We start from the raw sequence: 23,572 nt of genomic DNA on the forward strand, positions 1-23,572 counted from the left end.
TCGAATGCCATTAAGCTGCAGCCCCCCGGAGGCCCCTATGATCGACGAAACGGACCGAAAAATATTAAGTCTGCTCAAGAAAGACTCACGTATGCAGTACGCGGAAATCGGTAAAAAGGTGAACCTATCAGCGCCCGCAGTTCACGCGCGCGTGAAGCGTATGGAAAAGGACGCAGTCATTAGAGGATATTCAGTCGACATAAACTCAGAGTCATTGGGTTTAGGCTTGTGTGCTTTTGTGCGGATTGGAAATAGCAAGTGTCTGTCGTCGGATATTGCTAAACATCTTCAGAAGTTTCCACAGATTGAGGAATGTCACAGCGTTGCCGGTGAAGACTGTGTGATGGTGAAGTTGCGAGCTCATTCCACTCTGGAGTTGTCAAAATTAATTGAAAGCATTCGTGAGTTTGAAGCCATCGACCGTACACTCACGGTCGTTGTGATGGAAACTCATTTCGAAAGAGGAATTCAGCCTTAGAATTCCTCGAAAGTGCATTTGTCTTTATTTTTACGAACCTGAGGCACCTTAAAAATCTGATTGTGAAACGAAATATAAAATCCGGGGCTCAGAAGTTTAGCTGCAAGCAAAGCTTCAGTCACATTTTGAGCGGCATCACTGTCTTCAAATCCCATGGGGATCATTGCGCCCGTAAATACCACTGGAACTTTTGGCGAGCCAATTTCTTTAAAGCAATGTTCAGCACTGACGCTCATAGTATCTGTTCCGTGCAGAACGACGATGGGGCAACCCTTTTGCATTTGTTCTTTCACGGTCGCGGTAATAAGGACGCGGTCTGCGTCCGTCATGTATAAAGAGTCCTTACTCAAAACCGGTAAAACGGAAATGTTGGTGTAGGGTAAACGCATTTTAGAAAGAATGCGATTTTTGATACTGGTGCCGCGATTTTCCAAGGACCCATCAAACTCGTTGTAGGTTTTCTCGATCGTGCCGCCAGTGGTAATAATAACAACATCTTGAATGGAAGTACTCATATTGGAAATCCTATGCGCGAAAAATTCAAAAAGCTCTCGTAAAAATCTTAAAAAACCTAAATTTTTTGACTCGGAAGCTACCTGTGGGGCATTCCTGGCTAAAAGTCTTATCTAACACGTCTTGCCAGGGTTAAAAAATGCCCTGTTTTCTTGCGGTTAATAGGCTTTGGGACTAAGCTCGTGAGACTATGGTAAATGAAGTTCTACGCAAAATATTCGGTACTAAACATGATCGTGAAATGAAGAGAATCCGTCCTACCGTGGACAAGATTAATTCTTATGAGCCTCAAATGCAGGCGCTCACGGATGAACAACTCAAAGCTAAGACTCCTGAATTTCAGCAGCGTCTAAAAAACGGCGAAACCGTCAATGACATTCTGCCAGAGGCGTTTGCGGTATGCCGTGAAGCTTCGAAGCGTGTCTTGGGAATGCGCCATTACGACGTGCAAATGATCGGTGGTATCGTTCTTAATCGCGGCGCGATTTCTGAGATGAGAACGGGTGAAGGTAAGACCCTCGTGGCGACTTTGCCAGTTTACTTGAATGCGCTTACTGGTCGCGGTGTTCACGTTGTAACTGTGAATGATTACTTGGCTCGTCGTGATGCCGAGTGGATGGGTCGTCTTTATGGATGGCTGGGACTTACAACTGGAATTATCGCTCACGGTTTGTCAGACCAACAACGTAAGCAAATGTACAGATGCGATATTACTTACTGCACGAACAACGAACTTGGTTTCGACTACCTTCGTGACAACATGAAGTTTGAACTTGAAGATTACGTTCAACGTGAACTTCACTATGCCATCGTGGATGAGTGCGACTCGATCTTGATCGACGAAGCACGTACGCCATTGATTATTTCTGGTCCTGCAGAAGCTTCTACTGACAAGTACGTCATGGTTAACAAAATCATTCCAAACTTGAAGCGCGACGTGCATTTCAATATGGAAGAAAAATCCAAAACCGCGTCTTTGACAGACGAAGGGAATGCCAAGGTTGAAGAACTTCTTGGTTTGGAAAATCTTTACGATCCTCGCAACATCGATATTCTTCACCACGTTTATCAAGCTTTGAAAGCGCATCATCTTTACAGACTTGATGTGGAATACATGATCAAAGATGGCGAGATCGTGATTGTTGATGAATTTACTGGTCGTTTGATGCCAGGTCGTCGTTGGAGTGATGGTCTTCACCAAGCGATCGAAGCTAAAGAAGGCGTGGAAGTGAAGAACGAGAATCAAACTCTCGCGACGATCACATTCCAAAATTACTTCCGTATGTACAGCAAAATTGCCGGCATGACTGGTACTGCAGATACAGAAGCAACTGAGTTCAAAAAAATCTATAACCTTGATGTGTCTGTCATTCCGACGAACAAACCAATCTTGCGTCAAGACCAAGAGGACGTGGTTTACAAGTCTGAAGTGGCGAAGTTCAAGGCGATTGCGGCTGATATCAAAGAACGTTCTGCGAAAGGTCAGCCAATCCTAGTCGGTACGGTGAGTATCGAAAAATCCGAAGCTTTGAGTATGGCTTTGAAACGCGAAGGCATCCGTCACGACGTTTTGAATGCGAAGGCGCATGAGCGTGAAGCGGAAATCGTTGCTCAAGCAGGTCGTAAAAATGCTGTGACCATCGCTACCAATATGGCGGGTCGTGGTACTGACATCGTTTTGGGCGGTAACGCTGAAGTGATGGCAAAGAAAACTGTGGAAGACGAAACGACTCCAGAGTTCCAAGAAGCTTTGGCGAAATTCAAAAGACAATGTGAAGACGAAAAAAGAGAAGTGGTTGAGGCGGGTGGTTTGTACATCATCGGTACTGAACGCCACGAATCTCGTCGTATCGATAATCAGCTTCGCGGTCGTTCCGGCCGTCAAGGAGATCCGGGCGAATCTCGTTTCTATTTGTCTTTGGAAGATACATTAATGCGTATCTTTAACGGTGAGCGTATTCAAAAAATCATGAGCATGTTGAACATCCCTGAGGATGAACCAATCACTGCGAAGATGGTGACGAACGCTATCGAAGGTGCTCAACGTAAAGTGGAAGGTCATCAATTCGATATTCGTAAGCATTTGATTGATTACGATGACGTGATGAACAAGCAAAGAACCGTAATCTATCGCATGCGTCGTCAAGTCCTTGAAGGCAACGATGTGGAAAGAACTTTCTTGGACTTCTTGGGGGATGTGACTTCGGGTCTTTTGGACACGAACGTTCCTGAGATGGGTAAAAAAGAAGATTGGAACATCGAAGGTCTGAACACAGCACTAACTCAACAGTTTGGTGTGCGTTTGGATTTGGGTTCTATTTCTAACAATTCCGAAGCAATTACAGAAGCCGTCAGCAAAGCGATCAAAGAGACTTACGAACGCCAAAAAGCTTCGATGGGTCCTTTCTTCCCGCAAGTTCAGAAGATGGTTCTTTTGCAATCTATCGATCATCACTGGAAAGAGCATTTGCAAATCATTGATAAACTTAAAGAGGGTATCAATCTTCGTGGTTATGCTTCGAAAGATCCATTGATCGAGTATAAAAAAGAAGCCTTCAATGCCTTTGAAACTTTGAACAACGTCATCAAAGGTGACGTGATCGAGAAGATCTTCAAAGTTCAATTGGTAGCTCAAGAAGGAAATGCTGAAGAAGTTTTAGAAAGTCTTCGCCCTGAAGAACAGGATCTTAGCGACTTGGATTACCAGTCAGCGAGTGATTCTGATATCGGTGGCATGACGGACTTACAACCTCAGCAACCGGCATCTGCAGGCCCTCAAGAAAGACAAAAAATGTCTTTCAATCGTCAGCCGGTAGATGAGTCGCGCATGAACCGCGCGGATCGCCGTAAGCAAAAGAAACGATAAACACTCAAGCAAAAAGGAATTTGCTGTGGCTGTTTGCCCTGTTTGTCAGTCTGAAATTCAATTAACCTCGCAGCACCATGGGACTCTTTTCACGTGTCCCAGTTGCAGCGGGGTTTTTTTTGTAGATTGGAACGGAAATCCAGAAGTCGCGGCTTCTGAATCAGAAACTGGCAACACGCCTATTTTTGAAGTTCCCGATGCTCACACTTCATTGGATGGGTTGGAGACGCAATATTCTCCTTCTCCGCATTTTGATACGCCGACAATTCCAGAACCCGGCTTTCCTGTTGCAGAAGAACCCGCCGTGATAGAGGAAGCTCCTGCGTATGAAGAAGCGCCCTCAGATTATGATTTATCCCAACCCCTGGGGATGCCGGAAACGCCTATTCAAGAGTCTGAACCCATGCCTGAGGCTGAGTCTTCTGGACTTTCCGATATTGCTGATTTTGGAAATGCAGATTTAAGTCAGTCTGCTTTTAATTACACACTGATTATTTCAGGAATTGATTCCAGTGCCCTTCGTGCACAGATCCAAGAGGCCATTACGGACTCTAAATTTGGCTGGAATGTGATCCAGTTGATGGCCCAGATAAAAGGCGGGGTTTTGACAATAAGATCCGTGAACGCCGTAAAAGCCAGTATACTGATGCAAAGGGTAAAATATCTCCCAGTGAAAGTCAGTTGGAGGCAGGATGTTCTTTCAAGCTCTGTCTAGAATTCTAGTTATTGTGGGTTTCTTGATGGCATCTTATGCCGTTCCTGTCCTTGCAAATGACCCACCTCCTGCAGAACACGAGAAAAAAGAAGAGGGCGCTAAAGAAGGCGGAGAGTCCGAAGCGACTGAATCCCAGAAAAAGCAAATAAGCGAAGCCACCGAGCTTCAGGCCAAAGTGCAAGCCCTTCAAGCGAAGATCAAATCCAAAGAAGAAAATATCAACAAGCTCATTCAAGAGAAGAATCACACAAAAGACGCTGAGCGAGTGAAGGAAATCATCGCTGAGATGGTTACCGAGCACAAGGACCTCAGTAAAATGATCGTCGAGTACGAGCAAAACCGCAGTCTATTACGTTATCGTTATCCAGAAAAAGGTTATAGCGGCAGCCGTGCCTATGAACGCATGGAAGTAAAACCACTGGATCAAATGGAAAATCAAATGAGCGTTGAGGCTAAGCTGAAGCGCAATCTAAAAACGGTTCGTTCTCAATATGGCGAACCTGCAGAAACCAAAGATAAAAAGAAAAAGTCAGGTCAGAAAAAAGAGGCCGAGGCTCCATCTTTGACAGAGCCGATTGTTCTTCAGAAGTAATCCTGGCAAGTCATTGCATGAGATGACAGCATAACTTCGTTGCCCAAATTCACAACCAAGGAACCTGATACTGGTTCTGATAGAATTTGTCCTACTTTACGTAAAGTCGCGTAAGCCTGAAGTTCTTTCGTTAATGACGTGGAATTTTTGTAGCTGCGGATTTCTACGAGCCCAGTAGCTTTGTAGTATACCGCGGAATCCACAGACAGGACGTGTTTGTACATCTCCTGAGAGTTTTGGTCTAAGAAAGAGACTTCCATTTCTTTCTTATAAAGACGCATTTGAAATGGCAGAATTACGCGAGTTCCGTTTTGGTTTTTTATACTTGCGTGACCTGCACAGTGCCAATTTGTGAGGGTTCCGTTTCCGACTTCGTGGCCAGCTCTGGCCTGAGCACTTCCGAACATCAGAGAGAATGCAATGCTAGCAATGATCCATTTCATAACAGTTCCTTCTAGTTTTTTGAAACTGGGAAGAGTTGCACGTTCAAAGTATACACTTCTGTTTTGCGACCTGTTTCTAGGTACTTTGTAAGAGACCGACGGAATTTTGCGATTTTTTTCTTAGCAGCTTCCAATTTTGCTTTGTCCACAGCGATGGTCATCGAAGTCACATCACGATCGGTTAAAGCGACGTTGTCGATGTTCTCGATAACACGATTCAAAACCTTCTTATGATGGTTGCGAATAGATTGGGCTGGAATCCCATCTGTTGTATACGTTGATGAATGCGTCGGTTTCATGCGGCCGCGGCTATCAATACTGATATAACCCATTTGTGCGAGGCTATTCACTAAAGTGCTGATTTCCTGCTCACTCAAAGACAAGCGTTGTGCCATATAAGTAATATCAGAGCGGAAGCCACGAGTTTCCATCAAAGACAAAATGGCAAGAGCGTTCGGAGAGAAAACCTTTTCGAACTCTTCCAAGGGAATTTGTTTTCCTTGCTGAGGTTTCTTCTTGGTCTTTTTCTCGTGTCGAATTGTGTCTAGGAACGAAGTGGACTCTGTATCGTTCAACGAAAGCTTTTCTGAAATGCGTAAACCCAACTTTTCAGTTAAGTTTCTTTTGCCATTAAAAATTTCAGTAAGGCGACCGCTTGGAATCGACAGGTCGCGGGCAAAGGCACGAATCGAATAGTTCGTGTTCCTAGATTTTTTATCGGTATAGATCTTAAAAAGAAATTCCCTAGAATTCACTGCCATCCCCCATTTCCGATTATTTTTTTGAGAAACATGTGGGCTAGCAAGGTATATATAGATAATAAAATTCAAAATGAACCCAAATGTGAATTTGGGAGCACTGCGGAACTTCGCGGAAATACGGGAATTAATTTAGTTATTGCACTGGCTTGAAAGTGGGAACATAGCGCACCTTGTCGGTGCCGCGGACTTCGCTTTCATAGTTGGAGTAGGCTTTTGGGTTGTCCTGATACTTTTTTAAATTGTCGTCTTCAATGGCCTTATTTTCGGCTTCATTCTTAGCATCGACTTGAGCAGCGGTAACTTCAGGCTGCCAAGGTTCGCCGACATAGATCGCATTGCCTTCAAAGAACTGAACTTCTTTTTCATAGCGAACGCGATCTTCATAAAAGACATAAGTCCAACGATCTTTGCCATGGAATCTTTGCGTGCGTTGGGGACTGCCCATCACTTCAAGGACATCGTCTTTTTCCATACCGGGTGTGACCTTTTGGTAGGCTTTGAGCATGTTGGTTTGGCAACCTAACAGAAGAAAACTTCCTATCACCATTGTGAAAGCAAGAATAGAGCGCGACATATGGTACCTCACCCCTTTCAACTATTTTCACCGTTTTTCCGAGGAAAAGATAGAGAGTCTTGATACTTGCGCTTCGGGTGTATCACTCTGAGACATGCTGAGGCGTACCAACTGTCAAGTGTCGTAATTCCATTCAAGGGCTGTCGCGGCCATAGACAGTCCTCCTCCGGAACCTAGCATGACAATCAAATCACCCTTTTTCAATTTTCCCTGGTGGCAAGCATCTGCCAGAGCCATTCCAACCGAGGCGCTGCCCGTATAACCGAAGCGATCCATTATATAGTGAGCTTTTTCGCGAGGGACTTCGAGACGATCTAGAGTTTCATAGATACTTTGCACGTTGAACTGCGTGATAAAAAAATGTGCGACATCTTGAGGGGTTTTGTTCAAGCGCTCAAGAAGATTCCTTGTCATTCGTGGCCAATGCAGGCCGTTGGTTTCAGGTGGAATGCGTTTGGGGAACGCGAGCAGAGAATCATAGATCCCCATATGATCATGATAAAAACCTTCTGTATAAAGTTCGCTAGCAAGAAATCCGTGTCCACTTTGTGAGGCTTGAATGACGGCCGCTCCGGCACCATCAGCGAAAATAGAGGCTACTTTATAGTCTTTAAAATCAAGATACTTACTTATGCTATAAGCGCCAACGACAAGTATATTGTTATAGCGAGCATCCGCCATGATGTACTTGCTTGCGGTGTCACAAGCTGACACGAATCCCGCGCAGGCCGCATTCAAATCAAACGTTCCTGCGTTTGTGGCTCCTAATTTATATTGCAGAATCGACGCCGTCGACGGAGACATGTAATCGGGTGTATCTGTTGCAACAATGATGAGGTCCAAATCTTGGGCGGTGATACCGGCTTTTTTCAAAGCTTCATTGGCGGCAGGAAGTGCAAGATCTGAAGTGGATTGAAACTCGCTCATCCAGCGTCGCTCGCGAATATTTCTTTGCGACACAAGAAAACTTCCCAGATCTTTTTTATAGAGCTTGTCAAAAAACTGATTGGTGACAACTTGTTCCGGAACGTACATTCCCATCCCGGCAATCGCGGCCGTTCGCATAAGGTCTCCTTTTGAAAACCAAGTCTCGGGTGTGATTTACAGAGTGTTTTCTGCTCTTGGCAAGTGCGAATCTATAGAGCACTTGCTCGATGCGCAGAGTGAAATATGTTTATTTTATATTGACCCCCTGAAAGGGGCGGAGGATACGGGACTCTATGCAAAACATTACTTACAATTTTCAAAATAAGTCAGCCATTGTCACCGGTGGTGCCTCTGGAATCGGTTTTCAAATTACAAAATCTTTCCTCGAGTCCGGGGCAAAGGTGAGTGTCTGGGATTATTCAGACGCTGCGCTTGCACAGGCAAAATCTGAACTATCGGCTTTTGCTTCTCAACTGCATTTTACAAAAGTAGATGTGGGAAGCCGTGAATCATGCGCTCAGGCGGCGGGTTCTGTGCCATGGGCTGTGGATATCTTGGTGAATAACGCCGGTATCACTCGTGATAAATCATTTGCGAAAATGACAGGCGAGGAATGGGATGCGGTCATCGGCACGAATTTGACGGGTCTGTTTAATGTCACAAAATCCCTGTTTGAAAAATTCAACGCCAATTCTTCTCATCGCCGTATTGTGAATATTTCGAGCGTCGTCGCTTTGTACGGCAATTTTGGCCAAACGAACTATGTCGCTGCTAAAGCTGGGGTGATTGGTCTGACTAAGACTTGGGCAAAAGAATTTGCTCGCAAAGGTTTTACCGTTAATGCCATTGCTCCCGGATTTATTAGAACGGCGATGACTCAAGCGATGCCGAAAGAGGCTCTTGAGCAAATGGCAGCACGAGTGCCGGCGCAACGTTTGGGTGAGACCGAAGATATCGCGAACGCGGTGCTTTTCCTTGCGAGTGAGCAAGCGAGCTATATTAATGGTCACACGCTCAGCGTTGATGCGGGCCTTGTGATTGGCTAAAGCCATTTTTGATTGGGTCAGGGGACGGAGGGTTGCTTGAACTTTAAGCGAATCATTTGGGAGCCTTCCTGCCTGCGAATTATACAATGCGGTAAGATGAATGATGGCCAAGGTAAGTTCTTGCGAGCACTTTCGTTTTACGCTACTAATCAATGATATTAACGTGAAAACTAATTGATTATAAAACGTCCCCCTGGGGAGTGCTGTCCTATGTCTGAATCTAGAGAAGAATATAATCGTGGTGGAATGATCGCGTTCATCTTTTCGATGGCGTTCGTATTCTGCTTTTTTATCTACATCGTTGCTATTCATCCGGGCGTTGAGCTTGGTGAAAAAGTCGTAGACCCTACGGCTGTAGCGCAAGGAACTGCAGAAGCAGCCTTCGATATCGCGACTGTAAAAGAGCCTTGGGTTGCTAACGAGCAAGTTGTTGCCCACGGTAAGAAGCTTTTCGCGACAAACTGCGCAATGTGCCATGGTAACGAAGGTAAAGGGGACGGCCCTGCGGGCGCCGGCTTGAACCCAAAACCACGTAACTTGGTTGAAGGTAAGTGGACTCAAGGTTCGGGCGCGATTGCTCACTTTAAAGTAGTCACTAATGGTATCCCTGGAACTTCCATGGCTTCTTACGCTCATTTCAAAGTGGCGGATCGTTGGGCTCTAGTTCAGTTCATCGATTCTATCACTCAAAATAAGGGCTCTGATAAGCCCGAGCAAGTTGCTGAATTCGCTAAAACTGCGAAGTAGGAAGTGTCATGACGCTTGAGTGCTGGAGCATGCAAACGAAGATTCAAAGGGTCGCAGCAGCGGCTCTTTTGGCGTTTTCGTTAGCCTCTTCGGCATTTGCGGCTTACGAGCCCAAAGCTCCAGATCTAGCGGCAACAGAAAAAATCAAAGAACTTGATGGTGTGGGCATTGAAGAAAAGCTCGGCACTCATCTGGATCTGAATCTTACTTTTAAAGACGAAAATGGCGAAACTGTGACATTGGCAAAATATATGGGTTCAACGCCTGTGATTTTCAGCCCTGTCTATTATTCTTGCCCAGGTCTTTGCAATTTTCATTTGAATGGTCTGACCGATGCTTTGAAGCTCGTGGACTGGAATGTGGGCGATAAATTTAAAGTCGTGGCAGTTAGCTTTGACTCTAAAGAGGGCCCCGATGTTGCTGCTAAGAAAAAAGCCTCTTATATGAAGGTCTATGACCGAGCGGGAACAGAAGGTGGTTGGCATTTCTTGACCGGTGATGAAGCGGCTGTTCAGGCTTTCACCTCTGCCGTTGGTTTTAAATTCAAATGGAGCGCGGAAGCGAACGAATGGGCTCATGCTTCGGCAGCTATCGTGGTGACTCCAGATGGAAAAATCTCTCGTTATTTGCCAGGGATCATGTTTGATCCTAAAGACGTAAAGCTTGCGTTGAACGAAGCTTCGTCAGGTAAAATTGGAACCTTTGTTGATCAACTGGTTCTTTATTGTTTTCAGTACAATCCACACCAAAGCAAGTACACTCTGTATGCTTTCAATCTTATGAAGCTGGGCGGAGCTCTGATGGTTTTGGTGTTGGCGTTATGGTTACTGCCGGTTTGGGTTCGTTCACGTAGAGCGGAAGCAAAAGCGGCGAGGAGTTGAGGATATAATGATGTGGTTTAATTTAGCTCAGGCACAGTCGTCCTTTATGCCTACAGAAGGAACGAAGATTGCGGCTCAAGTCGACAATCTTTATGGTTTCTTGCTTGTGGCGAGTCTTATTTCGTGTGTCATCCTGATTGGTGGGATGATCTTCTTCGTTTGGAAGTACAGACGTAAGACAAACAACGATAAAACTGCTTACATCACTCACAATACTTTCTTGGAGTTCTTGTGGTCATTCATTCCACTTGTCATCTTCTTGGGTGTATTTGCTTGGGGTTGGTACGTTTACCACGACATGAGAAGCATGCCAAAAAACGCTTTGGAGATCCACGTTTTCGGTAAGCAATGGGCTTGGGAATTCGAATACAAATCCGGAGTTAAAACCGGCAACTTGATCGTTGTTCCTGTTAATAAAGATGTGAAACTTATCATGACGTCTAAAGACGTTCTTCACAGCTTCTACATTCCTAGCTTCCGTATTAAACAAGACGTAATCCCTGGAACATACACTGCTTTGTGGTTTAACGCCGACAAGATGGGTGAGTTCCACGTATTCTGTGCTGAGTTCTGCGGAACACAACACTCGGGAATGCTTGCAACTTTGAAAGTGGTTTCTCAGGCTGATTATGATGCTTGGTTGGAAGAAGAGTCTCAAGTGGGCACATTGCCACTAGCTAAACGTGGAGAAAAAATCTTCGCAGTTAAAGCCTGTGCATCTTGCCACTCTTCAACTGATGCTGCTGTAAAAGTCGGTCCGCCACTCTTTAAGAAGTTCGGAACTCTTGAGCACGTAGAAGGTGCTGCCGACGTAACAATCGACGAAAACTATTTGCGTGAATCTATCTTGAATCCAAATGCGAAAATTACCAAAGGTTTCCAAAAAGGCGTTATGCCGGCATTCCAAGGTCAATTGAGCGAAACGGAACTTAATGCACTCATCGAGTACATTAAGACATTGAAATAAGGAGGGCACCCATGGCAACAGCGCACGCCCACAGTAGTGATAAAAATTACCTTAACGAAGCCAGCGGTTTGTGGTCTTGGTTGACGACTCTCGATCATAAACGCATCGGTATCATGTACTTCATCACAGTTATGTTCTTCTTCCTTATGGGTGGAATCATGGCTTTGTTGATCCGTTTGGAGCTTTTGACTCCGGGTCAAACAGTGATGTCTGCAGACACTTATAACCAAGTGATGACTTATCACGGCGCCATCATGGTGTTCATGGTTATCATCCCTGGTATCCCAGCCATCTTAGGAAACTTCTTCTTGCCTCTGCATATCGGGGCGAAAGACGTAGCCTTCCCAAAACTGAACCTGCTTTCTTGGTACTGCTTGATGGCCGGCGCAATTTTGGCGTTCTCGACTTTGTTCACACACAAAATCGACACAGGTTGGACGTTCTATACTCCTTACTCTATTAAGACCGGTACTTCTGTAGTGCCAATGGTACTTGCAGCTTTCATCATGGGGATGTCTTCAATCCTGACGGGTTTGAACTTCATCGCGACGGTGCATAAGCTTCGTGCTCCGGGCATGACAATGTACCGCATTCCATTGTTTGTATGGGCGATCTACTCAACTGCGATTCTTCAAGTTTTGGCGACTCCAGTTTTGGCGATCACGCTTCTACTTCTTTCTATGGAAAGATTCTTTGGGGTCGGTATCTTCGATCCAACATTGGGCGGAGATCCGGTATTGTTCCAGCATTTCTTCTGGTTCTATTCGCATCCTGCGGTTTACATCATGATCTTGCCAGCGATGGGTGTGGTTTCTGAATTGATCACAGCGTTCTCTCGCAAAGTGATTTTCGGTTATACGGCTATTGCATACTCTTCATTGGGTATTGCGGGTGTATCCTTCTTCGTTTGGGGTCACCATATGTTCGTATCCGGTCAGTCTGAAGTGGCTGGTATCGTGTTCTCTTTCTTGACGATGTTGGTGGGTGTTCCTACCGCGATCAAAATGTTCAACTGGTTGGCGACTCTTTATAAGGGCTCTGTAGAAATGCGTTCACCAATGTTGTACGCGTTGGGCTTCTTGTTCTTGTTTGCAATCGGTGGAGTGACAGGGATTATGTTGGCGGTTGTGGCTGTCGACGTTCACTTCCATGACACTTACTTCGTGGTAGCTCACTTCCACTATGTAATGGTGGGCGGTACTTTGATGGCGATCATGGGCGGGTTCTACTACTGGTTCCCGAAAATGTTCGGCAAAATGTACAACGAGTCTTTGGCTCGTATCACTTTCGTTTTGATCTTCGTCGGTTTCAACGTGACCTTCTTCCCTCAGTTCGTATTGGGCGCGATGGGTATGCCACGTCGTTATTTTGACTACATTCCGGCTTACCACTCTTTGAACGCCATTTCGACAGTGGGTTCTTGGTTGATTGCTGCCGGTTTCTTGCTTTCTTTATATGTCATCATCAACGGTTTGTTGAAAGGTGAGAAAGCGCCAGAAAATCCATGGGGAGCTAAGACTCTTGAGTGGACTGTGCAGTCTCCTCCTCCTCACCATAACTTTGATGTAGAACCAGTTATTACAGCGGGGCCTTATGAGTACAGATAAATCCCACGCCGCTAGCGGCGAACACCACTTTGCTCATCACTTCAGAAGTGCCGAGCATGAATATGTAACTAGCAAAGAAGGTATCTGGTTGTTCATGGCAACTGAGATCCTGATGTTTGGTGGTCTCTTCGTTGGTTACTCGATCTATCACAGCCTTTACCCTGAGATGTTTGCTGAAGGCGCGAAGTACTTAGACTGGAAGATGGGTTTCGCCAATACTCTAGTTCTGATCTTCTCTTCTTTGACAATGGCTTTGGGGATCTACTTCTTGCAAAGAAATCAGCCTAAAAAGGCCGTGACGGCTTTGGCGATCACGATTCTTTGCGGTGCGATCTTCATGGTAATTAAGTACTTCGAATACACTCATAAGTTCCACATGGGAATCTTCCCAGGACATCTTCTGAATGTAGCGGAGGTAAAACCTGAACATGCCAACCTTGGTATGTACTTCGGTTTCTACTTCTGTATGTCTGGTCTTCACGGGATCCACGTTCTTTTGGGTATGGGTTTGATCACTTGGGTTCTTTTCAGAACTCTTCGTGGCGACTTCAACTCGAATCACTACACAGCGGTTGAGGGTGTTGGTATTTTCTGGCACATCGTCGACTTGATCTGGATCTTCTTGTTCCCATTACTTTATTTGGTCGGCTAGGGGAGGATTTCAATGGCTAATCACGAACACGACAGTCAAGGACATCACATCACTCCATTTAATGATTACTTGAAAGTAGCGGGCGCTTTGTTCGCCCTCACTTTCTTGACGATCATTGCCCATCACTTCAATAAGCAATTGGGTGTATTGGCAGCTCCGGTCGCATTCTTGATCGCGACTGTTAAAGCTGTATTGGTTATGTTGTGGTTCATGCATTTGAAGTACGACACTGTTACCAACCGAGTGATCTTTGGTGCCGCATTCTTCTTCTTGGCACTTCTTTTAGGTTTCTGCGGTTTGGATATCTGGTCACGAGTGACCCAAATTAGCACTCTGTAGGATGTCGTGCTTAGGACATACGCGGATCTCACTAAGTTTGGCATAGTCATCTTCGTCCTCCTTTCAGGAGTTGCTGGCTATGTAACAAGCTTCCAGATCGAGAACGCGTTTGACTGGCACCACATGCTGAAGTCTCTTCTCGGTCTTTACTTCATAAGCTCTGGCAGCTTAGCTCTGAATCAAGTTCAAGAGTGGAAGTTAGATCAAAAAATGCCTCGTACAGCAAAACGTCCTATCGCCGCTGGTAAAGTAAAACCAGTGGCGGCGGGTATTTTGGCTTTTGCCTTTTTACTGGTGGGTGTGAATCTACTTTTTGAGATTTCGCCAACGGCAGGTTGGGTCGGTGCCTTCACGGTGGCATTCTACAATGGTCTTTATACGATGTATTTGAAGCCAAAGTGGGTTTACGCAGCAGTTCCAGGTGCGATCCCTGGGGCATTGCCAGTGACGATCGGTTATGCAGCGAACTCTCCGGATATTTTTAATTCAGAGTCTATCTACTTATTTTTGATCATGTTCCTGTGGCAAATGCCGCATTTCTGGACCTTGGCGATTAAGTTTAAAGACGACTATGCCAAAGGTGGCATTCCGGTTTTGCCAGCCGCTCGCGGCATGGACGAGACCCTTTATCAAATCGGTCTTTACACTATCTTGTATGTAGCAGTGGCTTTAGCAGCTCCGTGGTTTGTGCATGCAAGTTGGATGTATATCTTGGTAGTTCTGCCTTTTGCATTCAAAGTGATGCAAGAGTTCTTCCGCTTCTATAAATCCAAGGGCACTGAACGTTGGTTTGCATTCTTCATGTGGACCAATATTAGTATGCTGGTCTTCCTATTTGTCCCTGTCGTGGACAAATGGAGCTTCCTCTTCATCGATCACAACTAAATAGAAGAACTATTTAATTCTAAGATCTTCTGGAGTATCGACCTGACGGAAAGGGTGAGCTTTTGCAAAGGCTTCAACCTTCTGGCAATTATCGAAAATTTTTGTGAGTAGCTGATACTTTGTCGTATCGATTTTGAAACGCTGACAAGTCACGATTTGTGGAACAACGAAGACATCGGCCATCGTGATGTTCTCGCCAAAGCAATAAGTGCCGGCAAAATCTTGCAGATTTTTTTCCAAAGCCTCAAGCCCGATGTGTCCCCAGTGCTGAGCCCATCCATCTTTTTGGTCTTGGTTATAGCCATGTTTTTCTTCGAGGTATTTCAACGTGCGCAGATTTCCCATTGGATGCATCGAAGAATTTACGATTTCACAGATTTGGCGAACGCGAGCACGAGTGTAAGCGTCTTTCGGCAAAAGAGCTGGCGTTGGGTGAATTTCCTCAAGGTACTCAGTGATAGCGTAAGAATCCGGAATAACTTTTCCGTTGTGAATCAAGGTTGGCACGCCACCGATCGGATTCAGTTTGCGATATTCAGGACTGAGTTGTTCGTTCTTTAGAAGTGCGACTGCTTTGTATTCAAAGGGAATGTTTTTATAGTGAAGGGCGATACGGGCACGGTAAGAAGTCGAACTGCGAAAATAATTGTGTAAAATAAATTCAGCCATGCTCTAATAAGTACATGAATGCTTTGAATAGATCGAGTCAAATCTTTATGAAGCTCTTGGCCTTTAATGGCTCTGTGCTTTTCGCAATGACTTTGCAGCGCCTAGTTCTGTTTTTAGTAGTGGTTCGTCATTGGCTATTTGGTGCAGACGGCGTCACGATCGCTTCAAGTTTTGTCATGGGTTTGCGTTTTGATCTTTGTGTTTTGGGCTTCATCAATATTCCATTGTTGTTTGTCACCTGGGCTATCTGTTCAGACTATTTTGTAAATTCTCAGAACAAATTCGTTCAGTTTTTCCGTAAATGGAGCTTAGGGATCTACTTAGCGATTACGACCTTCGTAATTCATTTATTAGGTATGTTGGACCTGATGTACTTCGCCGGGAACGGACGGCGTTGGACTTATTATGATTGGCAAAAAAGTGGACTGGATTTTGTATCTCAGATCTCTGAAAAATGGGGTTTTGTATTCACGACGGGGGTTGTGGTCCTGTTCATTTTCCTCTGGGCTTTTAGATGTATGGTTCAGCTTTATCGAGCGGAACTGCAAAAGACCCCTTTACAAAGTGAACGCTTGGCACAATCGAAAGTCTTACTGATTTTACTGGGTGTTGTGTTGCCATTTTTTGTAGTCGCATTAGCTGCACGAGGGACTTGGACCGCGCACCACATCAATGCCGAACATGCAGAGGTGAGTCAAAATCCGGCCCTGAATCAATTAACTTTAAGCCCCGTCTGGGCCTTTGATAAAAAGTTTTAATTCAACACAAGATATGGAAGAATGACGCCAAAGGGCCCACATTAAGGGCAGAAGAGGTGTCTCATGTTTAAATCTGCATTCCAAAAATCAGCATTGCTTATCACAGCGACAATGACTCTTGTTTCTTTCAGTGCATCTGCACAGTTCATGGGTATCGAAGTCGGGATTCGTCAACAAACTGCTACTGCAGAAGCAGCAGGCGTGAAAACAAGCACAGAAATGGCTTACCAATTTGGTTTGGTGGGTGCTTTCCCAATGACTGAAAATTTGTCTTTCCGCTCAGGCTTCCTTTACACACAAAGACCTATCACTGCTGAACAAGCTTCAGTAAAAACTAAGTACACTTTTAACTACTTTGACATCCCATTGACGATTCTTTGGAAGTTGAATGACTTCGGCGGCGTCTATGGCGGTGTGAACATGGCATTGGCAGCTTCTGCGGATTGCGATAACTGCGGTGTGAGCGTAGAAAAAACCGGAGCTATGCCATTGGTTATCGGCGGAACGTTTAAATTTGCTCCAAACTTCGGCGTTGACGTTTATTTCGAAGCAATGAATAAGTTCAATGACGACTTCAAAGAAGGTCGTGCTGTTGGCGCGAATCTTCTGATCACTTTTGACTAAGGACTAAGAATGAAACTAGGTTCTCTGAAATCCGCGAAATCACTCGACGGGGAACTCATTGTTGTCAGCCGTGACAACAAAAAGGCCGTAAAAGTCCCACACGTTGCCCCTTCCCTCCGTGAGGCCATTGAAAAATGGTCTCAGGTTGAAAAGGATCTACAAAAGACATACGAAGACCTCAATGCAGGTCGCGCAGCACAAGCTTTCGACATTAAAGAGTCTGACTTGCATGCAGCAATGCCTCGCACGTGGCTTTTTGCGGACGGATCTGCTTTCATTCATCACATCAAACTTGTTCGCATGGCTCGTAAAGCCGAGATGCCACCAACCTTGAACACTGTTCCTTTGATGTATCAAGGGGAGTGCGGCGGTTTCTTAGCTCCGACCGAAGATATTCCTCAAGTAGATTTCTCTCATGGGACTGACTTCGAAGGCGAAGTTGCTGTCATCACAGACTTTGTCCCAATGAGTATCAGTGCTGAGGATGCTCTTAAAAAAATCCGTCTCTTCATCATCATGAATGACGTCTCTTTGCGTGGCTTAATCCCTGAAGAATTAGCGGCAGGATTTGGTTTCTTCCAAAGTAAACCGGCCTCTTCTTTGTCTCCGTTTGCAGTCACTGCAGACGAGCTAGGTGAAGCTTGGAAAGACGGTCGTATTCATTTACCACTTGAAGTGAATTACAATGGCGCTTTCTTTGGTAAAGCTAACGCCAAAGATATGTTCTTCCATTTCGGTCAGTTGATTGCTCATGCAGCGAAGACTCGTAATTTGGCTGCGGGAACTATCATTGGTAGTGGAACTGTTTCCAACGAAGACATGAATATGGGATCAAGCTGCTTGGCAGAGAAACGTACTCTGGAGCAAATTCATGAAGGGAAGATTACAACTCCATTCATGAAAGACGGCGATACCGTCGAAATGAAAATGTTGAACTCCAAGGGCGAGAACATTTTCGGTACTATCTTCCAGAAAGTTCGCTCTGTAAAAAAATAACTTAGTTCTGGCTTCGGGCGAGGGATTTGCAGGCAAGCTGGTAAAACCTTTTGCTCTCTTCCCGCCGGGGGACGGCCTTCCGGGCCTCACGCAAGCGCCACGCCTACGGCGTGGTTCGCGCCGTCCAGGCGCCGCTTGAGCCCCCTCTGGAAAGAGATCAAAAGCTTTTCCCATCTTTCCTACAAATCGTCTTCGAAATTGACGTCTTTAGTTTTCCGATCATTTTCGGAAAATAAAAAAACGAGCTCTTTTGGAGCTCGTTTTTGTTTGCGCGTATCTAGATGAGCGCGAGGACTATTTGCCGTTTGTGAAAGCAAGAAGCTCTACGTTTGTTACTTTTCCTTGTTCTGTAGATGTGCCTTTTACGATGCCGAAAGCTACGCCTGCAACTAGGTTGATTGAACCTGTGCCGCCGTTGCCGTCTGAAGTTGGAAGTTTACAAGAATTGAATTTTCCAGCTGGGACAGTTACTTGCTCCAAAGTTCCTTGGTAAGATGCGCAGTTTGCGATGATATCTTTTGCCATTGCATCAGAAACGAATTCGTCTGCAGGTTTTTGTGCAGAATCGATTTGAGATTGGCCGTTGTAGTTATATGTAGTTTGAACAGTGTACTGATTCGCAGCTTGATCAAAAGCAGTAATAGTTTGCTCTGCGATCAGGCTCATTTTTTGGTTACCTTGAGAGATAGTTACATTGTACTTTGCGTAGTCGCCTACTGCTGGAGTTGCAAGAGCTGCTGTTGCCAAGAATAGAGATGCCAAAGACATAAGAATAGTTTTCACGAAGACCCCCTCTGAGATTCGTTGATGAATTGCTGTTTTGTTGCAACCCAAGTATCAGACGGGGAAATTCGAGAAATCAATCAAGAAACGGCGTTTTCAAAAATGGCGCAGCGCCTTTTGTTCCTGCGCCATTCCTGAAGCTTTACCAAGTAAAAAGGGCGGTTTTCCCGCCCTTATTTCTTTTTGGTTTCTTCTGATTTTTGCTCTACTTCAACGGATTTTTTAACGGTGCCGTCAGATTTCTCTTTCACGGTTTCCGTCATCTCCATTTTACTTTCGTCTTTTCCGCCACCAGATTTCTTTTTAGTTTTTTTCGTAGTTGTTTTTGTTCCCGTGATTGGGTTTGTGGAGGTATCTACGGAAGTGGTTTCTTTCTTCTCCATATCTTCCCCATGCGCTAGGGAAGCGGCGAAAAGTAAACCGGTTAAAAGAATAAAGAGTTTTTTCATGGCTCTCTCCTCGTAATGTGTTGCTCCTCAATTTAAGCAAGGAACTTTCTAAAGAGAATTACAAGGAGTTGAGCTTTCGACGAAAAAATTATTTCAAAGCTTCAATAACGCCACAAGCGATACGGCCGCCCGCATTTCCTGTAGGTTGTGTTTTGAAATCATCGGCATTTTCATGCACGATCACAGCCTTGCCAAGAATGCCATCGGTGCCACCGATGGATGTGCCACTTAACTCTAAAGTCAGTTTTGCTTTTCCTTTAGAGTCCGCAGTGATGTTGCCCATATCACCAACATGTTTTTCAGGGGCTTCATGACCTGCATGAGGTTTGCTGCCTGGATTGAAGTGTCCACCAGCACTAGTGAAGTCCGGAGCGCTGCAATCGCCTTTTTCATGAATATGAAAACCGTGAGGACCCGGCTTCAAACCTTCTAGCATAGCTTCTACTTTGATTTTGTCGCCAGATTGACTGAAGTGAACCATACCTTTGGTTTTTTGCTTTTTTGCAGGCTTCATAACGGCTTGAGCCGAAAGAGGACCTGTTACTTCTGCAGGTTTTGCAGCAGGCTGAGCTTCAGGAGTAGGTTGAGTTTTTTCTTTATGAGCGCAAGCTGCACAAAGCGCGATCGAAACAATAGTTGTATAAATAAGGTTTTTCATAAACAAAACCTTAGTACAACTCTATATGAAGAACAAGCGATGATGTGAATTAAAGACTGTAATGAAATTGAATTGGTAACTGCATCTCTGGGTGCAAGCTCTTCTTCACAGGACAAGTCATTGCTGTGTTTTCAAGTTTTTGTCTGTAAGTGTCTTCGATATGTTTTGGCATAAAAACATTGATCGTTAGTTTTCCAATACGACGTGGATTTAAAAACATTTCTTTCTCGACCGTCGTGTAAGCACCCTTGAGATCCACGCCATCTTTCTCGGCCATGATTGCCATGACAGTGAGAATGCAGCTGCCGGTTGCTGCTGCAACAAGATCTGTCGGAGAAAATGCTTCGCCTTTACCGTTATTATCTTTTGGAGCATCAGTAACGATGGTTGCTTGAGAAGGCCCATGAGTTAGTTCGCAGTGTTTTTCGCCTTCGTATTTCGCAGTGACTTTTACCATCGTTATGCCCTTTCCTTAGTTTTGAACAGTGACAGTATAATGCTGACTTTCCGTAGAAATGTCCATGGTATTGCTTTTAACCCGTCCCACCATCCAAATTTCATAAGTGCCATTGGGAACTAAAGTCGTTCTCCAACCTGTTTTCATTTGATTAAGAACTACATGGCTGACACGCGCGCTTTCTTTGCCTGAAGCGTCTTTAAAGCGGAATTCGAGTGAGCTCATTGGCACTCCTGAAGATTGGGTCGCAATTTCGAACTCTACACGGCCTTTCAAAGGCTTGCTCAAATCCAACTTTGTTCCACCGTTAAATGAAAGGCTTAAGGTCGGCTTTTGATTCACAACGTAGAAAAACTGACGGCTAGAAAAACCGAGGTTGTTGCCATGTGCATTCGTCGCTAATGCCTGTATTTCGTAGCGTCCATCTGGAAGCGTCGTGCTATCAAAACTTGCCACGCAGTTTTGGTTTTGGCATGTCGAAGTCCAAACAGCTTTGTTGTTACTAAAGATCGTGAAGCTAACACCATCGGTGCTGTTGAAAGTCGAGGCGGCTTCAAATTGAACTGTTCCAGTCACATAAGTGTAGTCACGAGGACTCAGAATAGAAATTGCTCCTGTCATTGCAGGTACATCATAAGCCCAAGTAGAACTGCCGATTCCAGATGTGTCGCTATAAGACACATGACCAAAACCTTTCTCGCCCCACTCTTCACCCCAGCTGTTGCGGATAATGAACGACTGAGTAGCATCATCATAACCAACAATGGAAACCGCATGACCACCTACGTAGTCACCACTTGTATGTTGGTAAATACCGCCAGCGTATGACAAAAAGTCTGCATACACCGCCAATGTGGTAACAAGAGGTCCCTTTTGAAGCGCGCGTTTGACGGCATTGAGGTCTTGGCCATAAGTCGTCGGGGTATTGTAGTCAGAAATTTTATAAGTTCTTTGAGAAATATCTGCGCAAGTTGCTTGGCAAGCAACGTCTACGCCTGTGGCGCCCGAAGTATATGGCATACAAGCTTCATCAGTCACTCCAGACTTCATAAGATACATCGCGGCCGATACTGGATACCAGCCAAAGTCACAAGCCCCGCGACCACAAGAAAAAAGATGCTGGGGCGACAAGCGCAAGTTTAAATTTGGCAGCAGGCTTGAGATATTCATCTGAGTTTCCATCACACCAAGAGCCGCAAATGCCACACAGCTACCGCAAGTACCCTGATTCAGAATCGGAGTGACCCAGTTGCGACCATCTTTGTTTCTCCAGTCGATAGAGACCGGAAAGGCTTCTTGGGCCTGAGTTTGCGGGAGTACGAACTCGAAGTCCGTTGGTGGAGCATCGCGAAGCCCCATCATTTTTTTTGCTTCCTGTTTAGAAAGATTGGACAGCCATGTTTCTTTTGCGACCCACGTTGCATTTTGTTTTTGCAACTTCTGGTTCAAAGAACTCACATTTACCATCGGCTCTGCCTGAACGGCAGAGACCGCAAAGAACACGAAGAAGAGCGATTTAGTTAGAATTGTTTTCATGTTTTATACCTCGGTAGTGAATAAAAATGATGATGCCGCAAAAAATACTAATTAAAGACGCAAGTAAATAAGGCGCTCCGGGAAATGGAGGAACGACTTCTGGTTTTGTCATACGGGCAAAAAGCTCTGTGTAAATCAATGGCCCAACAATCGCGGTCAAACTTGCCAATGAAACCAGGACTCCTTGCAGTTCCCCTTGTTCTTGAGAGGGCGTCTCGCGCGAGATTAAGGATTGCAGGGCAGGACCGCCAATGCCAGCAATCGAAGACGGAATCAAGATCGCATACAAAACCCAACCAGCGTTTGCAAATGCATAACCTGCAAAAGCAATGACTCCGATGAGGATCGACCAGATGAGAGCTTTCCATTCTCCCATTTTCGGAATCAATACGCGAGTCAGTCCACCTTGTACGACCGCAGCAGTGATGCCTACAACAGAAAGGGAAATACCAATGTCAGCGGGGGTCCATTTAAATTTGAACTCTGTTAGAAGTGCCCAGCTGCTGGGGTGAACTTGTCCTGCAAGCACAAAAAGCATGTAAACCCAAAGCAGCGCTAGATTTGTGGACGGAGTAAAAATTTTCACCAACGACTTAAATGGATTCAATTTTGTAAAGTCGACCTTTCGGCGAAGCTCTTTAGGTAAAGACTCTGGCAGAATAAAGAGACCAAATACGAAATTCAAAAGATTCAAACCCGCAGCCGCCAGGAATGGATATTCGTGACCGAAAGTTCCGACACCACCACCAATTGCGGGGCCGATGATAAATCCCAAACCAAAAGCCGCACCGATCATGCCGAAGTTTGCTGAGCGAGTATTGTCGTCGCTGATGTCAGCGATATAAGCCGTTGCAACAGTCATGCTGGCTCCGGTAAGTCCCGCGATCACTCGACCGATAAAAAGAATCGTCAGATTCGGAGCATAGGCCATCAGAATATAATCTAAGACTGCGCCGCCTAAAGAGACCAAGAGAATTGGACGACGACCAAAGCGATCAGACAAAGCTCCCAAGATAGGGGATGCTAAAAACTGCATGAGGGCATAGACCGAAATGAAGTAACCGAAGTAGTGACTTACAAATGTTGGATCCGAAGAAAAGCGACGGATCAAATCAGGTAGAATAGGAATTAGAATTCCAATTCCCAATGCATCCAGAAAAATTGTGGCGAAAATAAACGATATACTAGCTTTTTTTGATGTCATTAATTACTAAGCGTAGAGCAAAACAGATCCTGTTGCAAAGAGCCTTTATGGTAAACGGCATAGAACACGCTGTTTTTTCCAGACAGTGACAGCTGTGCATCAACACGCAGATCTTGCGCATGCCAAATTTGCACGAGGATCTGCTGATCCCAAAGCGGAATCTGAAAAACCAATGTAGGCGTGCTTTCAATGACATTTTCATTTTCTAAAAGGTCTACTTTGCCGACACGCTGTCCTTTTTGCGTGTCGAAATAGTCCTTCATGCGCACGCTAGGGGTTGTAATCAGGCTGTTCGCAAAGTGGCATTCATAGACGGAACTGGTTAGCTCTTGCGGAAGCGCAATGCTTGATACCATAAAAAAAGATAAGAATGCCGAGATAAATCTCATGCATTCTTATCGAATATTTAAAAATCATTCTTAAGAAAAGGGCGCTCGCCGATGGG

At 45.1% G+C, this 23,572-nt stretch carries 28 protein-coding genes; 15 read left to right on the forward strand and 13 right to left on the reverse strand.

Annotation, left to right across the window (positions count from 1 at the left end; genetic code table 11):
* Positions 1 to 37: 37 nt before the first annotated feature.
* The gene (locus ACLWBB_RS01205) at positions 38 to 478 is read left to right on the forward strand and encodes an Lrp/AsnC family transcriptional regulator (protein ID WP_413289715.1); all 441 of its coding nucleotides are present in this window, start codon (positions 38 to 40) and stop codon (positions 476 to 478) included.
* On the opposite strand, the gene ACLWBB_RS01210 is transcribed toward ACLWBB_RS01205, so the two are convergent.
* Positions 475 to 993, reverse strand: a complete 519-nt coding sequence (locus ACLWBB_RS01210; protein ID WP_413289716.1) for an asparaginase domain-containing protein — start codon at positions 991 to 993, stop codon at positions 475 to 477. The two genes, ACLWBB_RS01205 and ACLWBB_RS01210, sit on opposite strands and share 4 nt — an antisense overlap.
* Before the next feature lie 188 nt (positions 994 to 1,181).
* Between ACLWBB_RS01210 and secA the strand changes: the two genes are divergently transcribed.
* Genes secA through ACLWBB_RS01225 form a run of 3 tightly spaced genes read left to right on the forward strand, consistent with a single transcriptional unit; the run spans position 1,182 to position 5,164 of the window.
* Positions 1,182 to 3,857 (forward strand): preprotein translocase subunit SecA, encoded by a 2,676-nt coding sequence (secA, locus tag ACLWBB_RS01215; RefSeq protein ID WP_413289717.1) that lies wholly within the window; start codon positions 1,182 to 1,184, stop codon positions 3,855 to 3,857.
* A gap of 25 nt (positions 3,858 to 3,882) precedes the next feature.
* Complete coding sequence (locus ACLWBB_RS01220; protein WP_413289718.1) at positions 3,883 to 4,572, forward strand: zf-TFIIB domain-containing protein; 690 nt, start codon at positions 3,883 to 3,885, stop codon at positions 4,570 to 4,572.
* Positions 4,550 to 5,164, forward strand: coding sequence for a hypothetical protein (locus ACLWBB_RS01225; RefSeq protein ID WP_413289719.1), 615 nt, complete (start codon positions 4,550 to 4,552; stop codon positions 5,162 to 5,164). The genes ACLWBB_RS01220 and ACLWBB_RS01225 overlap by 23 nt, the downstream gene beginning before the upstream one ends.
* Here ACLWBB_RS01225 and ACLWBB_RS01230 read toward each other — a convergent pair.
* The 4 genes from ACLWBB_RS01230 to ACLWBB_RS01245 form a co-directional block, all read right to left on the reverse strand.
* Positions 5,155 to 5,607, reverse strand: a complete 453-nt coding sequence (locus ACLWBB_RS01230; RefSeq protein WP_413289720.1) for a hypothetical protein — start codon at positions 5,605 to 5,607, stop codon at positions 5,155 to 5,157. The genes ACLWBB_RS01225 and ACLWBB_RS01230 overlap by 10 nt on opposite strands.
* A gap of 11 nt (positions 5,608 to 5,618) precedes the next feature.
* On the reverse strand, positions 5,619 to 6,368 hold the full coding sequence (locus tag ACLWBB_RS01235; RefSeq protein WP_413289721.1) for a TIGR02147 family protein: 750 nt from the start codon (positions 6,366 to 6,368) through the stop codon (positions 5,619 to 5,621).
* A gap of 133 nt (positions 6,369 to 6,501) precedes the next feature.
* Complete coding sequence (gene bamE, locus ACLWBB_RS01240; protein WP_413289722.1) at positions 6,502 to 6,942, reverse strand: outer membrane protein assembly factor BamE; 441 nt, start codon at positions 6,940 to 6,942, stop codon at positions 6,502 to 6,504.
* A 114-nt stretch (positions 6,943 to 7,056) separates the two neighbouring features.
* A complete protein-coding gene (locus ACLWBB_RS01245) occupies positions 7,057 to 8,007 on the reverse strand; it encodes a ketoacyl-ACP synthase III (RefSeq protein WP_413289723.1) in 951 nt (316 codons plus the stop codon).
* Between the two features lie 155 nt (positions 8,008 to 8,162).
* On the opposite strand from ACLWBB_RS01245, the gene fabG reads away from it, so the two are divergent.
* The 8 genes from fabG to cyoE all read left to right on the forward strand — a co-directional run bounded on the left by fabG (position 8,163) and on the right by cyoE (position 14,993).
* Complete coding sequence (fabG, locus tag ACLWBB_RS01250) at positions 8,163 to 8,915, forward strand: 3-oxoacyl-ACP reductase FabG (RefSeq protein ID WP_413289724.1); 753 nt, start codon at positions 8,163 to 8,165, stop codon at positions 8,913 to 8,915.
* Positions 8,916 to 9,125: 210 nt separating this feature from the next.
* Positions 9,126 to 9,662: a c-type cytochrome gene (locus ACLWBB_RS01255; RefSeq protein ID WP_413289725.1), complete on the forward strand. Its 537-nt coding sequence runs from the start codon at positions 9,126 to 9,128 to the stop codon at positions 9,660 to 9,662.
* 29 nt (positions 9,663 to 9,691) lie between these two features.
* Positions 9,692 to 10,543: an SCO family protein gene (locus tag ACLWBB_RS01260; protein ID WP_413291575.1), complete on the forward strand. Its 852-nt coding sequence runs from the start codon at positions 9,692 to 9,694 to the stop codon at positions 10,541 to 10,543.
* A 7-nt stretch (positions 10,544 to 10,550) separates the two neighbouring features.
* A complete protein-coding gene (gene coxB / locus ACLWBB_RS01265; protein WP_413289726.1) occupies positions 10,551 to 11,510 on the forward strand; it encodes a cytochrome c oxidase subunit II in 960 nt (319 codons plus the stop codon).
* 11 nt (positions 11,511 to 11,521) lie between these two features.
* Positions 11,522 to 13,117, forward strand: a complete 1,596-nt coding sequence (gene ctaD, locus ACLWBB_RS01270; protein WP_413289727.1) for a cytochrome c oxidase subunit I — start codon at positions 11,522 to 11,524, stop codon at positions 13,115 to 13,117.
* Positions 13,104 to 13,769 (forward strand): cytochrome c oxidase subunit 3 family protein, encoded by a 666-nt coding sequence (locus tag ACLWBB_RS01275; RefSeq protein WP_413289728.1) that lies wholly within the window; start codon positions 13,104 to 13,106, stop codon positions 13,767 to 13,769. Before ctaD ends, ACLWBB_RS01275 begins: the two co-directional genes overlap by 14 nt.
* Before the next feature lie 12 nt (positions 13,770 to 13,781).
* On the forward strand, positions 13,782 to 14,108 hold the full coding sequence (locus ACLWBB_RS01280; protein ID WP_413289729.1) for a cytochrome C oxidase subunit IV family protein: 327 nt from the start codon (positions 13,782 to 13,784) through the stop codon (positions 14,106 to 14,108).
* A gap of 6 nt (positions 14,109 to 14,114) precedes the next feature.
* Positions 14,115 to 14,993, forward strand: a complete 879-nt coding sequence (gene cyoE, locus ACLWBB_RS01285) for a heme o synthase (RefSeq protein WP_413289730.1) — start codon at positions 14,115 to 14,117, stop codon at positions 14,991 to 14,993.
* A gap of 9 nt (positions 14,994 to 15,002) precedes the next feature.
* Here cyoE and maiA read toward each other — a convergent pair whose 3' ends face one another.
* Positions 15,003 to 15,662 carry a maleylacetoacetate isomerase gene (gene maiA, locus ACLWBB_RS01290; RefSeq protein WP_413289731.1) on the reverse strand — a complete coding sequence of 220 codons (660 nt, stop codon included), beginning with the start codon at positions 15,660 to 15,662 and terminating at the stop codon, positions 15,003 to 15,005.
* Between the two features lie 14 nt (positions 15,663 to 15,676).
* Here maiA and ACLWBB_RS01295 point away from each other — a divergent pair, with 14 nt between their 5' ends.
* From ACLWBB_RS01295 to ACLWBB_RS01305, 3 genes are all read left to right on the forward strand, one after another.
* Entirely contained in the window at positions 15,677 to 16,420 is a 744-nt protein-coding gene (locus ACLWBB_RS01295) for a hypothetical protein (protein ID WP_413289732.1), read from the forward strand.
* Between the two features lie 63 nt (positions 16,421 to 16,483).
* Positions 16,484 to 17,044 (forward strand): outer membrane beta-barrel protein, encoded by a 561-nt coding sequence (locus tag ACLWBB_RS01300; protein WP_413289733.1) that lies wholly within the window; start codon positions 16,484 to 16,486, stop codon positions 17,042 to 17,044.
* 9 nt (positions 17,045 to 17,053) lie between these two features.
* The gene (locus ACLWBB_RS01305) at positions 17,054 to 18,040 is read left to right on the forward strand and encodes a fumarylacetoacetate hydrolase family protein (protein WP_413289734.1); all 987 of its coding nucleotides are present in this window, start codon (positions 17,054 to 17,056) and stop codon (positions 18,038 to 18,040) included.
* A 294-nt stretch (positions 18,041 to 18,334) separates the two neighbouring features.
* Here the strand turns inward: ACLWBB_RS01305 and ACLWBB_RS01310 are convergent, their stop codons facing one another.
* From ACLWBB_RS01310 to ACLWBB_RS01340, 7 genes are all read right to left on the reverse strand, one after another.
* The gene (locus ACLWBB_RS01310; RefSeq protein WP_413289735.1) at positions 18,335 to 18,823 is read right to left on the reverse strand and encodes a hypothetical protein; all 489 of its coding nucleotides are present in this window, start codon (positions 18,821 to 18,823) and stop codon (positions 18,335 to 18,337) included.
* Positions 18,824 to 18,996: 173 nt separating this feature from the next.
* Positions 18,997 to 19,272 (reverse strand): hypothetical protein, encoded by a 276-nt coding sequence (locus tag ACLWBB_RS01315; protein ID WP_413289736.1) that lies wholly within the window; start codon positions 19,270 to 19,272, stop codon positions 18,997 to 18,999.
* A gap of 88 nt (positions 19,273 to 19,360) precedes the next feature.
* On the reverse strand, positions 19,361 to 19,930 hold the full coding sequence (locus ACLWBB_RS01320) for a superoxide dismutase family protein (RefSeq protein WP_413289737.1): 570 nt from the start codon (positions 19,928 to 19,930) through the stop codon (positions 19,361 to 19,363).
* A 49-nt stretch (positions 19,931 to 19,979) separates the two neighbouring features.
* A complete protein-coding gene (locus tag ACLWBB_RS01325; RefSeq protein WP_413289738.1) occupies positions 19,980 to 20,387 on the reverse strand; it encodes an OsmC family protein in 408 nt (135 codons plus the stop codon).
* Positions 20,388 to 20,402: 15 nt separating this feature from the next.
* Positions 20,403 to 21,923, reverse strand: coding sequence for a C1 family peptidase (locus ACLWBB_RS01330; RefSeq protein ID WP_413289739.1), 1,521 nt, complete (start codon positions 21,921 to 21,923; stop codon positions 20,403 to 20,405).
* Entirely contained in the window at positions 21,904 to 23,127 is a 1,224-nt protein-coding gene (locus ACLWBB_RS01335) for a TCR/Tet family MFS transporter (RefSeq protein ID WP_413289740.1), read from the reverse strand. The genes ACLWBB_RS01330 and ACLWBB_RS01335 overlap by 20 nt, the downstream gene beginning before the upstream one ends.
* Positions 23,127 to 23,516 carry a cell wall hydrolase gene (locus tag ACLWBB_RS01340; protein WP_413289741.1) on the reverse strand — a complete coding sequence of 130 codons (390 nt, stop codon included), beginning with the start codon at positions 23,514 to 23,516 and terminating at the stop codon, positions 23,127 to 23,129. The genes ACLWBB_RS01335 and ACLWBB_RS01340 overlap by 1 nt, the downstream gene beginning before the upstream one ends.
* Positions 23,517 to 23,572: the final 56 nt, after the last annotated feature.

The organism is Bdellovibrio sp. HCB337, from assembly GCF_047302465.1.
Lineage (GTDB): Bacteria > Bdellovibrionota > Bdellovibrionia > Bdellovibrionales > Bdellovibrionaceae > JACMRP01.